Origin of the sequence: Pseudomonas sp. ANT_J12 (genome assembly GCF_008370045.1) — a bacterium.
Lineage (GTDB): Bacteria > Pseudomonadota > Gammaproteobacteria > Pseudomonadales > Pseudomonadaceae > Aquipseudomonas.
In genome coordinates, this window is the sequence record NZ_VOBN01000004.1 from 78872 (window position 1) to 94268 (window position 15397).

Here is a 15397-nt window from a genome sequence, read left to right on the forward strand (position 1 = left end):
CGTTTTGCCGCGGCTGGGCTATACCCCTTTTGACAGTCTAATTCCTGATCTTTCCACCGTCTTACGAGGCACGCCAATATGGACGTGAGCGTATTTGGTACGGGCTACGTTGGCCTGATTCAAGCAGCCGCACTGGCCGATGTCGGACATCGCGTGCTGTGTGTCGATATCGATCCGAACAAGATCAAACAGTTGCAACAGGCAGTTCCACCAATCAGTGAACCGGGACTTTCCGGCACGCTGGAAGAAAACATCAAGGCCGGTCGTTTGCTGTTCACGACCCAGGCCAGTGATGCGGTCGAACATGCCGAATTGATCTTTATCGCGGTCGGTACGCCAGCCGATGAAGACGGCTCCGCCGACCTCAGCCATGTGCTGAACGTGGCCCGGCAGATTGCCAGTTTCATGGAAGCGGATCGCACCCTGATCATCAAATCCACCGTGCCGGTGGGCACTGCGGACAAGGTGGCCGAAGCCGCCAATGAAGAACTGCACCGCCGGGGCAAAGATGCGCTGTTCGTAAGGGTCGTGTCCAACCCCGAATTTCTCAAGGAAGGCAGTGCCCTCGCCGACTGCATGCGCCCGGACCGGATCATCGTCGGCACCAGCGATGACACCGCTCGCGAGCAGTTGAGCGAACTCTACGCACCGTTCTGCCGCAACCATGAAAAGCTCATGTTCATGGACAACCGCAGCGCCGAGCTGACCAAGTACGCGGCCAACGCGATGCTCGCCACCCGCATCAGTTTCATGAACGAGCTGGCCAACCTCACCGAACTGCTGGGCGCCGACATCGAAGCGGTGCGCAAGGGCATCGGCTCGGACCCACGCATCGGTTATCACTTTATCTACCCCGGTTGCGGCTTTGGCGGCTCGTGCTTTCCCAAGGACCTGCGTGCGCTGCTGCACACCGCCGAACACAACGGCATGCCGTTGCGTCTGCTGCGCAGCGTCACCGACGTCAACGACACGCAACGGCACATCCTGTTCAGCAAACTCAAAGCGCAGTTCCCCCAGGGCCTGGCCGGCAAGTCCATCGCCATCTGGGGCCTGGCGTTCAAGCCCAACACCGATGACATGCGCGAAGCCCCGAGCCGTTACCTGATGGAGGCACTGTGGGCCGAAGGCGCGAGTGTGCAGGCCTATGACCCGGAAGCCATGTCCGAATGCCGGCGCCTCTACGGCTACCGCAATGACCTGCACCTGTGCGCCACCCGCGACGACACCCTGGAAGACGCCGATGCGTTGGTGATCTGCACCGAGTGGAAGAATTTCCGGGTGGTGGAGTTCGACCTGCTGGCGAGCAAGTTGCGCTCCAAAGTGATCGTCGACGGGCGCAACCTCTACAACCCGGAACAGGTCGCCGCCGCCGGTTTGCACTACAGCGGCATCGGCCTGCGGCACATCGCGCCGGAGGGTCCGCGCCCATGAATATTCTGGTGACGGGAGCGGCGGGATTCATCGGGGCCCATTGTGTGTTGCGGTTGATGCGCGACGGGCATCGGGTCTGCGGGCTGGATAATTTCAACGACTACTACGACCCGCAACTCAAGCACGATCGCGTGCGCTGGGTGCAGGAGCACGTCGGCAATTTCCCCCTGGCGCAGATTGACCTGGCCGACGCCCCGGCCATCGAAGCCTTGTTTGCGCAAGAGCAACCGGAAGTGGTGCTTCACCTGGCTGCCCAGGCCGGGGTGCGCTACTCGCTGGATAATCCCAAGGCTTATCTGGACAGCAACCTCAGCGGGTTCCTGAACATTCTCGAAAGCTGCCGGCACCATCCGGTGAAACACCTGATCTACGCCTCGTCCAGTTCGGTGTACGGCGCCAATCAACACACGCCGTACTCGACCCATGACGGGGTCAATCACCCGCTGTCGTTGTACGCGGCCACCAAGAAAGCCAATGAGCTGATGGCCCACAGCTACAGCCACCTGTTCGGCATTCCCAGCACCGGGCTGCGCTTCTTCACCGTTTACGGCCCCTGGGGTCGGCCAGACATGTCGCCGATCCGTTTCGCCCAGGCGATTGTCAAGGGCAGCCCGTTGAAGCTGTTCAATTACGGCCAGCATCAACGGGACTTCACCTACATCGACGACATCGTCGAAAGCATCGCCCGCCTGGTCGATCAACCACCGAGCACCGCGCCGGATTGGGACCGTGAACAACCGGACGCCGCCAGCAGCATGGCGCCGTGGCGGATCTACAACATCGGTGGCGAACGCCCGGTGGAACTCAAGGATTACCTGGCCCTGATGGAAAAGCACCTGGGCCGTAAAGCCAATGTCGAGCTGTTGCCGCTGCAACCGGGCGATGTGCTCAACACCTGTGCCGATGTTCACGATCTGGAACGGGACACCGGTTTTCAACCGCGCATCGAACTCGACGAGGGCCTTCGCCGGTTCGTCGCCTGGTTCCGCGATTACTACCCATTGCACGCCCACGCGCCGCTTGCGGCTGAGCTACAGGGCTGAGAACTCCAAGCGGAGGAGTCTATGACTGGACATGAAAAAGGTGTGCCACTTCAGAATATGCGCCGTGACAAGCGCCTGGACCCCGAGCACCGAATGCGCCTCGACACCGCGATCCACATGCAGGGTCGCGGCTGGATGACCGGTCGCGACGGTGGCCGGCCCTGGACCTTGTCGCGCACCAACCGGGTTGTCGCCTGCTTCGGTGCCCTGCTGATCCTGATCCTGATTTCGCCGCTGTTGCTGGGCCTGGCCCTGGCGATCAAGTTCAGCAGCCCGGGCCCGATCATGTTCGTGCAAAAACGCACCGGCTATCGCGGTCGCGTGTTCGGCATGTACAAATTTCGCACCATGGTGGCCAACGCCGAGGAGCTTAAAGAGTCCCTGCGCCACCTGAACAAGCACGGGGCCGACGCCATCGATTTCAAGATCGACAAGGACCCGCGCATCACCCGCATCGGTGGGTTCCTGCGGCGCAGCAGCCTCGACGAGCTGCCCAACCTGATCAATGTCTTTACCGGCGACATGCGCCTGGTGGGCCCTCGGCCGACCTCGTTCAACGCCTACCGCTACAAGGATAACCACCTTGCACGCCTGAGCATCTACCCCGGCATGACCGGCCTGTGGCAGATCTCCGGACGCAGCAATATCGACTTCGACCAGCGCGTTGAGTTGGACCTCAGCTATATCGCCGAGCAGAGCCTCTTGCTTGATCTGAAGATCCTGTTGAAAACCCCCTTCAAAGTATTCAGCGGCCACGGAGCGAGTTAAATGGACGGTTCATCGAATAAAGCCCTAAGCATCGCCAACCCGAGCGAGTCCAACCTGACTTCGACCGTGCTCGATCAAGATCTGCGGATCCTATTCCTGACCGCCGCCAACCCCGGCGCAGGCACCACCACCAGCGCCCTGGTGCTGGCCAGCCAACTGGCGCAGATGAGCAGCGGTCAAGTGCTGCTGGTCGACGCCAGCCAGTCGGCGACCAACCTCACGGCCCAGCTCAGTCTGCAAAAGGAGCGCGGCTTCCGCGACCTGCTGTTCAGCACCGGCGCCCCGCCGTTGTTGCAGGATTGCCTGTTGCAGGTGTCGAGCCTGCCGTTCGATGTGCTGCCCAACGGCCGGCACCTGCGCGGCAACGAACACCTGACCGCCGAACGCCTGAGCCCGTTGCTCGACCAGCTCGGCAGCCGTTATCGCTTTGTGGTGATCGACGGCGACGCGGTGTATTCAGCCGCCGACACCCTGGTCATCAGCACCCAGGTGGACGGCGTGATCATGGTCGTGCGCTCTGAAGACACCCGCTGGGAAGTGGCCCAGGCCGCGGTCCAGCGCCTGACCCAGGCCGGGGCGAAACTGGTCGGCAGCGTGTTCAACCGACGCAAGTACTACATGCCCAAATGGCTCTACAAAAACCTGTAAGCAACCAGAAAAGGATGACGCCATGAACGCCAAAATGCTTGTCCTGCTGTTGCTGCCGCTTGCAGGTTGCTCCAGCAATTCCGACACCCAGAACATGCCGGTGAATATCCTCACGGCCTCGCCGGCCAATGCCCAGGCTACCGACATGCCCAGGGTCGAACAGACCTTGCGGCCCCAGGATGTGCTGGACGTGATCTTCCACATCAGCACCAGCGGCTCGGACGCCTACCGCGTGCAGTCCGGGGACCAGATCGGCCTGAACTTCACCGCGGCCAGCCAGCTCAACGGTAATCAACTGGTGCTGCCCGACGGCACCATCGAACTGCCGGGGGCCAACACGTCGGTGAAAATCGCCGGGCTGACCAGTGAAGAAGCGCGCACCGAGATCCAGCGTGCCTATCAGCGCAAACAACTGTTCCAGCCCAACCGTAATCAGCTGACCGTGCAGATCATCAGCCCGCTGAGCAACGAATCGAACCTCAAAAGTGCCCTGAACCACCCCGCTACCGGCATGAGCCGGGAGATCACCGTGGGCACCGACGGTTATGCGAGTTTCCCGGAAATCGGCGCGGTGCCGCTGCAAGGCATGACCGTCAATCAACTGGAAACCTTCCTCAACAAACGCTACGCCACCCTGCCGGGACGGATGACCGTCGACGTGCTACTCAAGTCCACGGCGGGCAACGAAATCTACGTGTTGGGTGAAGTCGGCCAGCCGGGTTCCTACCCGATTCGCCGGCCAGTCTCGGTGCTGGAAGCGTTGACCCTTGCCCGCGGCACCAACGTCAAAGCGCGGCTCGATTCGGTGGTGATCATGCGCCGCAACGGTAATCAGGTTCAGGCCCGGCGCTATGACGTGGAAAAAGCCTTGTCCGGCGATGCGTCGCAGATTGCCTATCTGCAACCGGACGACATGCTCTACGTGCCCAAGACGAAACTGGCCAGCGCCGGTGAGCTCGCACGGCAATTGGCGGATGTGGTGCTGTTCCAGGGCGTGGGCTTCAGCTTCGGCTACCGCGTCGACAACAAAGACAGCAATAACAACAACTGACTCCCAGGTGACCTGACATGAATCCAAAGGAAAACTACCTGCACGAGTTCTTCAGGATCTTCTTCGCCAATAAGCAGTTGGTGAAGCGCGTCTTCCTGGTCTTTGCAGTCATCGCGTTGATCTTGCCCCTGGTGCTCAAGCAAAGCTTCGACATCACCGCGCAAGTGATCGTCCAGTCGAAAAAACTCTCCCAGGGCGACGCGACCACGTCGCTGAATCAGGAAAACGCCAGTTTCATTCCGCCGTCACTGGCGGACATGGAAACTGAAAGCAACATCCTGCGTTCGCCGGCCCTGATTCGCCAGACCATCAGCGAACTGCGGGACAAGGGCGAGTACACACCCGCTCCCGGCATGTTCAACACAATGGTGTCCGAGCCGCTCAATCGCTATGTCACCACGCCGCTGCGCCAATACGTGATCAACCCGGCGAAATCCGCGTTGGGCATGGAGACCGATCCGGTGCGCGACACGGCGCTGGATACGCTGACCCAGGAGGCCATCGACAAGCTCAAGGTCGAAACGCTGCCGGGCTCCAACGTGATCTCCATCGTCTACAGCTTTGGCGATCCGAAACAGGGCACCCAGTTTGTCGCGACATTGCTGAAAAACTACCTGGTCAGCCGTCAGGAACTGCAGTCCATCGAGCTACCGCAAAGCTTCTATGAAACCAAGAAGCAGCAATACGAGGTGCGTCTCGACGGTCTGGAAGGCAACCGCCTGAAGTTGCTCGAAGCCATCGGCTCGTCTGATCCCAAGGAGGAAATCACCTTCCGCCTCAACGCCATCAACACCGAGGAGCAAGCACTCAATCTGTACCAGGACCGCCGTCTGCAAAGCCAACGCTGGCTCGAATACTTGAAAACCAGCCTGGCCGCGGCCAGTGCGTCGAAGCTCAACGACTACACGTTCCCTTACACCTTCACCACCACCGTGGACAACGTCGCCTTTGAAGATCGCGAGATCAAACAGATGGGCGAGGCACTGACCACCCAAGTCAGTCGCTACATGAACGACCTGGCGATCTTCCAGCCCGGCAGCGAACCGATGTTGCTGACCCGCGAGCAAATTGCCCGTACCCGCCAGCAGTTCCTGAAAGTGGTGAGCAACCGGATTCAGGAACGCACCAGTGACCTGGCGATTGTCGGCTCGGTGATCGATCAGAAAACCGCGCGCATCGCCGACTTCAAGAACCGCATCCACCAGTTGCAGGAAACCCAGAGCAAGCTGCGGCAGCTGGACACCGAGATCGACGCTCTGCATGCGGCGTTCGGCACCTACGCCCAACGCTTTGCCGAAAGCAGCTCGGCCCGCTCGCTGGACAACGACCTGTCCAACGCCCGGGTGCTCAGCCCACCGTATGAACCGACGGCCCCGGCGTTTCCCAAGCCGTTCCTGATCATTCCGTTCGGCTTGTTTACCGGTCTGTTACTGGCGATTGCCCTGGTCTACGTGCGTGAGTTCTTCGATCACCGCTTCAAGCATCCAGCGCAAATCACCCACGAACTGGGCCTGCCGGTACTGTTGGTGATCAACGATCAGAACACGCTGCCAAACAATCCGCACAAGAACTGGACCGTGCCGAGCTTCGTGCATTGGGTGCGCAATTGAACGCGCCGCTCACTCCCTCCAGCGCCCTGCCGATCATTCATTTGCTCAGCAGCGGCGGCTTCTATGGAGCTGAGCGGATGCTGTTGGATCACTGCCTGGCGACGCCGGGACAGCACCAGGTGCTGTTTCTCGATGCGCCGCCAGACCTGATCGAACGCTTCCGCGAAGCCGGGGTGGATTGCCAGGGCTGCACGGGGCTGGGGGCGTTGCTTGGGCATTTGCGTCAGCGTCGGGCGGAACAGCCGCTGATCAATACGCACAACTTCAAGGGCCTGCTGTTCGGCTGGGTCGGCGCAACGCTGTTGCGCTTGCCGCTGGTGATTACCCAGCACGGCTTCACGCCGCGCAGCCGCAAGCAGAAGTTCTACACCTGGTTGAGCCTGCAACTGTGCCGCACCGCCTCGGTCAATCGCGTGGTCTGCGTGGCCGAAAGCATCGCGACCCTGTGCCGTCAGGCCAGTGTCCGGGCGGAGAAATTGCAAGTGATCCCCAATGGCTTGCCGGCCACCAAGGGCTTGTTGCCGCACCGCGTCAATCGCCAGCGCTGGCTGGCCGGTTACGTCGGGCGGTTGAGCAGTGAAAAAGGCCCGGACCTGTTTCTCGATGCGCTGATTCCGCTGTGCCTGCAACACCCGCGACTGGACGCCGTGATGCTCGGCGACGGCCCGGAACGGGACACCCTGCTGGCACGGATCAGCGATGCGGGTTTGCAGGACCGCATCACCCTGCCGGGTTATCAGACCGACATGACGGTGTGGTGGCGCCGCCTCGATGCGCTGGTGATCAGCTCGCGCACCGAAGGCACGCCGATGATTTTGCTCGAAGCCATGCAGGCCGGTGTGCCGGTGGCGGCCTTTGGCGTCGGCGGTATTCCCGATGTCCTGGAAGACCGGCACAACGGCTTGCTCGCCACGCCGACCGACAGCGCCGCCCTCGCCCGGCAGATCGGCACCTTGCTGGCGGAACCGAAACTGGCCGGCGAATTGAGTAGCAACGCAAAACGTACACAACTGGATCGCTACGACCTCAAGGCCCTCGCCGAACGCTGGTCGCAGCTTTATATCCGTACTGCACGGGAGGCACGCGCGTGATCTTTCCGCTCTCGATCATCAGTCTGCTCGGCCTGGTCTGCCTCGGTTTGCTGGCCAGCCCTTATCCGTTCCTGGCCCCCGGCGCCGTACTCGGCCTGGTGGGTGTGGCGGTGCTCTATCGCAAGCCCGGCTGGGGTTTGCTGGGGATCGTCGCGCTGGTGCCGTTCGAGGGTTTCTTCAAGGACAGCGCGCTGTCGGGGACCAAATTCGTCGGCGCCTCGCTGGCGTTGATCCTGATGTTGCAACTGGCCCTGCACCAGATTCCGTCCGAACGCCTGCGCAGCAACATCTGGCGTTTCCTGATCTGGTTCATGGTGTTGTACCTGCTGAGCACGATCAATACCGATGACATGGGTGTATCGATGGGTCACCTGCGGGAACTGAGCGTTGGCCTGATTCTGTTTGTCATCACGCTGCTGGTGGGTCGCGAGCTGAACCTGGACCTGTTCGCCAAACTGGTCACCCTCAGTGTCACCGTGACCTGCGTATTAACGATGTTTTCCACCAAGTATCAGGACCAGGGCCGTGCCGCCGGCCTGCTGGAAGACGCGAACGCCTTTGCCATGCTGATCGCCTTCGCTGTCCCCCTGGGCCTGTTGCTGGTGATCCGCAGCCCGAACCTGTTGCACCGCATTTCCTGGGGCGTGTGCTGCCTGGCGCTGTTGGGCGGCATGACCAAGACCGAATCCCGTTCCGGGCTGGTGGTGCTGTTCCTCAGCCTGATGATCGGTGCCTGGCACTATCGCGCAGAATTGACGCGCATCCGGCCACGGCATTTAGGGTTTGCCATGCTCGGCCTGGCGATCGCGATTCCGCTGGCGCTCTACGCGATGCCCCCTGGTTATGTCGCCCGGATTCAGTCCTTGAGCATTCTGAGCGCGGGCGCCAAGAGCCAGGACGAATCCCTCGGCCGTCGCGCCTCCTACATCGTCGTCGGCGGCCAGATGATCCGCGAGAATCCGCTGCTGGGCAGCGGCCCCGGGACCTTTCCGCTGCACTACGCCACCACCGGTTACGCCAAGGCCTTTTCGGCCAACCGCAAAGTCGGCGACCTCTATCGCCGCGCCCACAACACCTACCTGGAAATCTTCAGCGAACTGGGGATTCCCGCCGGCCTGTTGTTCGTCGGCATGATGGCGCTGGGCGTATACAACCTGATTCGCGCCCGCCGCGCCTGGATGCTGCGCCGCAACTGGCCGGAGGCCGATTTCATGACCCACCTGGGCATGAGTTTCCTGTCGCTGACGCTGTTTTTGATGTTCCTCAGCGCCCCCAACCAAAAATACGTATGGATCATGCTGGCCCTGACCAGCGTCCTGCGCCTGAAGGCAGAACAAGCGCCACTGACAGAGGCCAAGGCATGAAACGAATCAGTATTGTGATCCCCATGTTCAACGAGGCCCGGCACATCGGCCGGACCTTGCTCGCCGCGCAAAAGGCCGCCGATGCGGCAGACGTGGAATGCGAGTTGATCGTGGTCGATAACGGCTCCGAGGATCACGGCCCGCAGGTTGCCCGGCAGTTCGGCGCGCAGGTGTTAGTGCTCCCCGGCTTGCTCATCGGAGCGCTGCGCAATCGCGGTGCTGCGCTGGCCACCGGGGAATGGCTGGCCTTCATCGATGCCGACGTCGAGATGCCGGAAAACTGGCTGAGCCTGCTGTTCGAACTTGAATCCCGCGCCCAGGCCGATGTCTTCGGCCTCGACCTGCACACCCCGGCGCAAGCGCCGTGGTACGCCGATGCCTGGCAACGTCGCACGCTACGTCCTGCCAGCCACACCCTGCACTCGGTGCAATGGCTGCCCACTTCCAACCTGCTGATGCGCCACACCTGGTTCGAGCAGATCGGCGGCTTCGACGAAACCCTGCGCACCGGCGAAGACAAGGACCTGACCATGCGCCTGCGAGCGGCTGGCGCGCGCTTGATGGCGGTCAATGAAAGCGTCGCCCTGCATTGGGGCTATGAAGCCAATTGGCGCGAATGGATGGGCAAGGAGATGTGGCGCCAGGGCAGTCACCTGCAACTGCTGCGCACCCACGGCTACAGCCTGCGGTTGTTACGGTTCCCAGTCCTGTCGCTATTGGTCTGGTTGCTCGACTTCCTGGCGGTTTCCGCGCTGCTGGACGGTTTCCCGCACCACGCGGCGGTGATGGTCATGATCACCTTACTGCCGGGGCTGCTCCTGAGCCTGCGCCAGAGCCTGAAACACCGTGACATTCTCCTGACCCTGCAACTGTGGGGCCTGCATTGGGTGCGCCTGCACCTGGCCGGCGCCGCGTTCATCCTCAGCCTGTGTCATTGGAATGCCAGGAGGCCCGCCCGTGGCTGAATTCATTTTCTGGTTGTGCCTGTTGCTGCCGGTTTACGCCTACGTTGGCTATCCGCTGTTGCTGACGCTGCTGGCGCCGTTGTTTGCGGTGCGGCGTCACGACCTCGCGCCGCCGCTGAACATCAGCATCGTAATCGCCGCGCACAACGAGGCGCGACACATCGAGCACAAGCTGCGCACCTTACTCGCCCAGGATTACCAGCCTTCGTCGCTGGAAATCATCCTGGTCAGCGATGGTTCCACCGATGACACCGTGGCTTGCGCGCACAAGGTCATCGACCCGCGCATTACCGTGCTCGACCTGCCGCGCCAGGGTAAGGCCGCAACTTTGAATGCCGGTGTGGCGCTGAGCACCGGCGCCATCCTGGTGTTCACTGATGCCGACAACCAATGGTCCCGCGACACCCTCGGCCACTTGCTCGCGCCACTGGCCGATCCTAAGGTCGGCGCCTGCGCCGGGCACATGGTGATCCCGGTCACCGGCGGTGGGCTGAGTGTCGGCGACAGCCTCTATCGTCACTACGAAGGCTGGTTGCGTCGGGTGGAAAACCGCACCGGGTGCATGGTCTCCGCCGATGGCGCCCTGCTCGCCTTGCGCCGCGAGTTGTTCGAGAACGTGCCGGCGGAGGTCAACGATGATTTCTTTATCAGCACCTGCGCGCCGGTGGCGTTCAAACGCATCGTCTATGTGCCCGAGGCCCAGGTGATCGACCACGGCGTCGATGAAGCCGACAAACAGTTCCGTCGTCGCCAGCGCGTCACCGTCGGTGGCCTGCAAAGCCTGGCGCAGCGCAGCGTGCTGCTCAATCCGCTGAAGTATGGGTTGTATTCGCTGGCGCTGATCAGTCACAAGCTGATCCGGCGTCTGGCACCGATCCTGTTGGTGCCGTTATTCCTGAGCAATTTCTGGCTGTGGAACGACCACGGTTTCTATCAAATGTGCCTGGTGGCGCAACTGCTCGGTTACGCGGTGGCCATTGCCGGTCTGCTGGATGTGCAACACCGTTTGCCCAAACCCTTTCGCCTCGCCGCGTTCCTTCTGGTGACCCTTGCCGGGATGAGTATCGGTCTGTGGCAGTTCCTGCGTGGCCAGCGGTATAGCCAGTGGAACCCCGAGCAAAATCGATGAGAGGCGCGTGCCATGGCGATCAAACAATTATTAAAACGCACCAGTGGCTGGCTCTACCTCAACTCCTCGGTGGGGCGCAATCAACTGCACGGCGCCGGGGTGATCCTGATGCTGCACCGGGTGCTGGCCAACGACCGCGCTGCCGAGTTGCCCCATCGCAATGAACTGTGCGTCGGGCCCAAAGCGTTCGAGCACTTGCTGGTCTGGCTGAAAAAACACTTCGACTGCGTGCCGCTGATGGACATCCTGCACCCCGGCACCTTGCGCTCGGAGCGGCCCAGGGTCTCACTGACGTTTGATGACGGCTGGCGCGACAACGCGGTGAATGCCTTCCCGCTGCTGCAAAAATATCAGGTGCCGGCAAGCATCTTCCTCTCCACCGATTTCATCGGCAGTCGCCAGCGCTTCTGGTGGGAAAGCCTGGGTGAAACCCTGTGGGGCAGCCATGGCGAACAAGCCCGGATGCACCTGATCGAATGCCTGCAACAGGTCGGCCGGCCCCTGCCGGTGTTGATGGATGACGTCGATGTGGACCGCCGCAGCCTGACCCTGTTGCACTACCTGCAAAGCCTGAAAACCCTGGCGCCGGACGACTTGAGCCGCCTGACCGACGAGTGCCCCGAAGAGTCGTTGCCCCAGGCGTTGGACTGGCAGCAAGTGCGTGCGCTGGAAGCCTCCGGGCTGGTGCGCTTCGGTCCCCACGGCGCCAGTCACGCGATCCTCACCGGCCTCGACGATCAACGTCTGGATGAAGAACTGAGCCGCAGCCGCGATGCGTTGTTGAACGGCTGCAACCGGCCGCTGCCGGTCTACTGCTACCCCAACGGCGATCACGATGCGCGCGTCCGGCAACAGGTCGCCGACCATGCCTTTCCCTATGCCCTGGGCACCGGCACCGGCATCTATCGCGGCGCCAGCGATCCATTGGCGTTGCCGCGCTTCGGTGTCAGCCAGCGCACGGCGCGTAATCCGGAGTTGCTGTCGTGGCGCATCTACCGCGGGGCACGGCCATGAGTCGCAGCCATTACCTCAAGCACCTGGCCCTGAGCATGGGCACCAAGCTGGCGATGATCGGCCTGCGCCTGCTGCGCAACGTGTTACTGGCGCGGATTCTCGGGCCGAGCGAGCGCGGCTTGTTTGCCCTGCTCAGCACCCTGCCCGACCTGATCAGCGCCGCCACCAGCGGCGGCTTGAATTCGGCGGTGGGTTATCAGGCGGCCAAGCAACGGCCGATGGGGTTGCTGCTGAGCCAGGTGCTGGTGTTTGGCTGCCTGCTGGCACTGCTGCTGACCTTGCTGGTGGTGGCGCTGACCCGGGAATTCGGCAGCGAACTGGACATTACCACCCAACTCGGTTTGCTCGCCTGGTTGCTGTTGCTGGCGGTGCCGCTGACCGTGCTCAAAAGTGGTTTGCTGACCTTGCACAACGCGTCCGGCGGCGTGGTGGCGTTCAACGCCTTGCGCCTGGTGGAGTCCCTGGCACCGTTGCTGCTGTTCCTGGCCCTGTTCTGGATGTGGAAAACCGCCGCCCTGGAAGCGGCGCTGATCAGTTGGCTGGCGGGCATCAGCCTGGTGGTGCTGGCGGGGTGGGTCTGGCTCAAGCGCAATCAACCGCTGACCCTGCAATGGGACCGCGCCAGTCAAAATGAGCTGCTGCGCTACAGCGCCCGCAGCCATCCCGATTTGCTGTTCCAGCAAGTGATCCTGCGTTCCGACTACCTGTTTATCGGCGCCTTGCTCGGCAGCACCGCGTTGGGGCATTACGCCATGGCCAGTGCGGCCGCCGAGTTGTTGCTGATCGTCCCGGAAGCAGTGACTACGCCGTTGATGAAACGCCTGCTGCAACAGGACGAAGGCATGGACAAAGTCACCCCGCTGGCCCTGCGCCTGACCGCCACGGTGATGCTCGGCGCCTGCCTGACCATGGCGGTGATCGGCGAATGGCTGATCGTCACGCTGTTCGGCGCCGCGTATCAGCCAGCGTATCCGGCCTTGCTCGCCCTGCTGCCGGGACTGTTGGGGCTGTGCTACGCCAGCATTCTGCGCCTGGACTTGCTGGGCAAAAATCGCCCCGGCACCGTGTCGCTGCTGATGGGGATCGGCGCGCTGCTTAACCTGGCCCTGAACCTGGTACTGATTCCGGCCTACGGCATCGTCGGCGCCGCCGCCGCTTCATCCATTGCCTATCTGGCGGTGACCGTCGCGCTGCTGGTGATGTATTGCCGCTTGAGTGGCGTGGCGGTCTGGCAAACCCTGATCATCCTGCCCAGCGACGTCGCGCCGATGCTGCTGATGCTGCAACGGAAGTCCGCATGAATCGCCTGGCGCTGTTGTTGAGTCTGGGCTTCGCACTCGACGCTCAAGCGGCATCGATGCGTTGGTCCGACATTCGTGACGGCAGCCTGTACCTGCAAGCGGATCGCCCCGACACCGTGACCGTGCGCTGGACGCCGGCGTGGCAGGCCGACGCCAACGAAGAACATATTTATCTGGTCGATGGCCAGGGCAAACTGGCGGGCGAACGCCTGATCGCCGCCAGTGAAGCCCGAGGGACCCAGAGCTGGCCATTGGCACCCGGCGCCGCCAGTTATCAGCTGGAGATTCCGGGCTACAGTTTCCGCCGCTACAAGGTCGAGCACGACGAACGCACAGTGGCCTTGTTCGCCCCGGCCAAGGTGCATTTCAGTGCCGAAGCCCGTGACGGCGACGAGTTGTACTTCAAGGTCGCACCGGGGGAACACGCGGTGCTGGCCGGCAAGTTCCACGGTGGCGTCGGCGCCCTGCAAGCCCAGCGCGTGGGCGACAACCAACCACTGTTGCTGGCGCTCAAACCCTATCGCGCCTATTGGCAGTTCGATCAAGTTGCACTGCCGGTCAGCAACAGCGAACAAACCTGGCGCCTGCGCCTGCGGGGCAGCGGCAAGGTGGCGTTCTGGCTCGACGGCACGGCCAATCTGTTCGCGCAGAACCCGCAGCAACTCAAACCGCTGCGTGAAGACAACGGTCAGACCCGGCTGACACTGCACAAAAAAGTGCTCGGGCCAACCCCGAACCTGGGCGTCGCCCTGCCCTACGTGATGCCGCCACCGTCGAGTTTTGCGGTGCTCGATGCGCTGGGTGCGAAGGCGGCCAGTTACTACAGTTTCGTCGATATCACCCAGCGCAAGCCGGATTACGAAGACGCGTTCCGCCGGGTCTATCAGGATCGCTTCGGCATCACCCAGGACATCACCTTGCTCGCCGGCAGCCAACGCCAAGCCGATTTGCGCGCCGACACCACGAGCAACAGCGGCCTCGACGCCTGGCTCGCCAGCACCCGCGCCCTCGGCGGCAAGGGCACCCACTACATCGGTTTCGCTGACGAGCCGAACCTCAACTACCCCGACTACGCCCATTACCAGAGCCTCTTCAACAGCATGGCCCGGCAGGTGCGCAGCAACCCCGGCAATGCCAAGGCCGGTATTCGCATCGCCATGCCGGCCAGTTCGCGGCTGGTCAACGGCCCCTTCGCCGACAACGCGGCGGACAAGCGTGGCATCGACTGGGCCCGGCGCCTGCTGGCGGAATCCGGCGAGCAGATCGACGCCCTGGCCTGGCACGAATGGATGATTCGCGACTTGCTCGCGACCCGGGTCTACCGCGACAGCGTGCGCCGCGCCGCCGACCTGGTGGGGCTGGACGCCAACGGGCGACCACGCAAGGCGCTGCTGCTGGACCAGACCAATATGTCCAGCGGCTCGAGCCTGAGCCCCTACGATCAGGAAACCCATTTCGCCTCGCTTTGGTGGGCTTCGGTGGCGATCAATTCGGCCCAGGACGGCTTGTTGGAGATGCTTAACTGGTTCCAGGCCGCCGATGAGCCGAACTACCCCAAGGGCATGTTCAAGGTCCTGGATGACGATCATTTCGAGATCAAACCAGTGGGCCTGGCCCAGCAGTTCATCCAGCAGCATTGGCTTCGCGATGTGATGCTCCTGGAGAACGACGCTTTCGAGGTCGACGTATTGGCCATGGCCACCGACCTGCAACGCGGCCTGTTGGGGGTCAACAAAGGCACGCGCTTGCAACGTATCGACCTGAGTGGGGCGAACTGTCCGCTGACCAAGGGTTCATTGCGCTACTTCGGCGCCGACAACCGCAGCCGCGACGCGCCCTTCCACTGCCAGGACGGTCGCGTCAGCTTCGACCTGCCGGGGCAAACCCTGTTCGCCCTGAGCTGGACTGCCTCATGACCGCCCTTCGAATGCATGGCCGCGCCGGCATGTCGCCGCGCGTTGTATTACTCCACTCACGGCCGA

The 15397-nt window shown here is 62.3% G+C and carries 13 protein-coding genes; all 13 read left to right on the top strand.

The genetic code is table 11. The features are described from left to right. The first annotated feature begins 78 nt into the window (after window positions 1-78). From FQ192_RS11140 to FQ192_RS11200, 13 genes are read left to right on the top strand one after another with little or no spacing between them, the layout of a single operon-like run. The gene (locus FQ192_RS11140) at window positions 79-1431 is read left to right on the top strand and encodes a UDP-glucose/GDP-mannose dehydrogenase family protein (protein WP_149658670.1); all 1353 of its coding nucleotides are present in this window, start codon (window positions 79-81) and stop codon (window positions 1429-1431) included. Next, complete coding sequence (locus tag FQ192_RS11145; RefSeq protein ID WP_149658671.1) at window positions 1428-2474, top strand: NAD-dependent epimerase; 1047 nt, start codon at window positions 1428-1430, stop codon at window positions 2472-2474. Before FQ192_RS11140 ends, FQ192_RS11145 begins: the two co-directional genes overlap by 4 nt. 21 nt (window positions 2475-2495) lie before the next feature. Continuing rightward, window positions 2496-3242, top strand: a complete 747-nt coding sequence (locus FQ192_RS11150; RefSeq protein WP_149658672.1) for a sugar transferase — start codon at window positions 2496-2498, stop codon at window positions 3240-3242. Beyond that, the gene (locus FQ192_RS11155; RefSeq protein ID WP_149658673.1) at window positions 3243-3890 is read left to right on the top strand and encodes a CpsD/CapB family tyrosine-protein kinase; all 648 of its coding nucleotides are present in this window, start codon (window positions 3243-3245) and stop codon (window positions 3888-3890) included. A 22-nt stretch (window positions 3891-3912) separates the two neighbouring features. Continuing rightward, window positions 3913-4941, top strand: a complete 1029-nt coding sequence (locus FQ192_RS11160; RefSeq protein WP_149658674.1) for a polysaccharide biosynthesis/export family protein — start codon at window positions 3913-3915, stop codon at window positions 4939-4941. A gap of 17 nt (window positions 4942-4958) precedes the next feature. Beyond that, on the top strand, window positions 4959-6551 hold the full coding sequence (locus FQ192_RS11165) for a Wzz/FepE/Etk N-terminal domain-containing protein (RefSeq protein ID WP_149658675.1): 1593 nt from the start codon (window positions 4959-4961) through the stop codon (window positions 6549-6551). Further along, window positions 6548-7642 (top strand): glycosyltransferase family 4 protein, encoded by a 1095-nt coding sequence (locus FQ192_RS11170; protein ID WP_149658676.1) that lies wholly within the window; start codon window positions 6548-6550, stop codon window positions 7640-7642. The genes FQ192_RS11165 and FQ192_RS11170 overlap by 4 nt, the downstream gene beginning before the upstream one ends. Continuing rightward, entirely contained in the window at window positions 7639-9006 is a 1368-nt protein-coding gene (locus tag FQ192_RS11175; RefSeq protein WP_149658677.1) for an O-antigen ligase, read from the top strand. Before FQ192_RS11170 ends, FQ192_RS11175 begins: the two co-directional genes overlap by 4 nt. Next, window positions 9003-9971: a glycosyltransferase family 2 protein gene (locus FQ192_RS11180; RefSeq protein ID WP_149658678.1), complete on the top strand. Its 969-nt coding sequence runs from the start codon at window positions 9003-9005 to the stop codon at window positions 9969-9971. Before FQ192_RS11175 ends, FQ192_RS11180 begins: the two co-directional genes overlap by 4 nt. After that, on the top strand, window positions 9964-11100 hold the full coding sequence (locus FQ192_RS11185) for a glycosyltransferase (RefSeq protein WP_149658679.1): 1137 nt from the start codon (window positions 9964-9966) through the stop codon (window positions 11098-11100). The genes FQ192_RS11180 and FQ192_RS11185 overlap by 8 nt, the downstream gene beginning before the upstream one ends. Window positions 11101-11112: 12 nt before the next feature. Then, complete coding sequence (locus FQ192_RS11190) at window positions 11113-12114, top strand: polysaccharide deacetylase family protein (protein ID WP_149658680.1); 1002 nt, start codon at window positions 11113-11115, stop codon at window positions 12112-12114. Continuing rightward, on the top strand, window positions 12111-13415 hold the full coding sequence (locus FQ192_RS11195; RefSeq protein ID WP_149658963.1) for a lipopolysaccharide biosynthesis protein: 1305 nt from the start codon (window positions 12111-12113) through the stop codon (window positions 13413-13415). The genes FQ192_RS11190 and FQ192_RS11195 overlap by 4 nt, the downstream gene beginning before the upstream one ends. Further along, window positions 13412-15331: a hypothetical protein gene (locus FQ192_RS11200; RefSeq protein WP_149658681.1), complete on the top strand. Its 1920-nt coding sequence runs from the start codon at window positions 13412-13414 to the stop codon at window positions 15329-15331. The genes FQ192_RS11195 and FQ192_RS11200 overlap by 4 nt, the downstream gene beginning before the upstream one ends. Window positions 15332-15397 lie beyond the last annotated feature (66 nt).

What these genes read in the sequence shown, in the direction of transcription:
- FQ192_RS11160 (WP_149658674.1), top strand. Translation starts at nt 3,913, where the DNA reads ATGAACGCCAAAATGCTTGTCCTGCTGTTGCTGCCGCTTGCAGGTTGC.
- FQ192_RS11200 (WP_149658681.1), top strand. Translation starts at nt 13,412, where the DNA reads ATGAATCGCCTGGCGCTGTTGTTGAGTCTGGGCTTCGCACTCGACGCT.
- FQ192_RS11150 (WP_149658672.1), top strand. Translation starts at nt 2,496, where the DNA reads ATGACTGGACATGAAAAAGGTGTGCCACTTCAGAATATGCGCCGTGAC.
- FQ192_RS11195 (WP_149658963.1), top strand. Translation starts at nt 12,111, where the DNA reads ATGAGTCGCAGCCATTACCTCAAGCACCTGGCCCTGAGCATGGGCACC.
- FQ192_RS11180 (WP_149658678.1), top strand. Translation starts at nt 9,003, where the DNA reads ATGAAACGAATCAGTATTGTGATCCCCATGTTCAACGAGGCCCGGCAC.
- FQ192_RS11155 (WP_149658673.1), top strand. Translation starts at nt 3,243, where the DNA reads ATGGACGGTTCATCGAATAAAGCCCTAAGCATCGCCAACCCGAGCGAG.
- FQ192_RS11145 (WP_149658671.1), top strand. Translation starts at nt 1,428, where the DNA reads ATGAATATTCTGGTGACGGGAGCGGCGGGATTCATCGGGGCCCATTGT.
- FQ192_RS11190 (WP_149658680.1), top strand. Translation starts at nt 11,113, where the DNA reads ATGGCGATCAAACAATTATTAAAACGCACCAGTGGCTGGCTCTACCTC.
- FQ192_RS11140 (WP_149658670.1), top strand. Translation starts at nt 79, where the DNA reads ATGGACGTGAGCGTATTTGGTACGGGCTACGTTGGCCTGATTCAAGCA.
- FQ192_RS11165 (WP_149658675.1), top strand. Translation starts at nt 4,959, where the DNA reads ATGAATCCAAAGGAAAACTACCTGCACGAGTTCTTCAGGATCTTCTTC.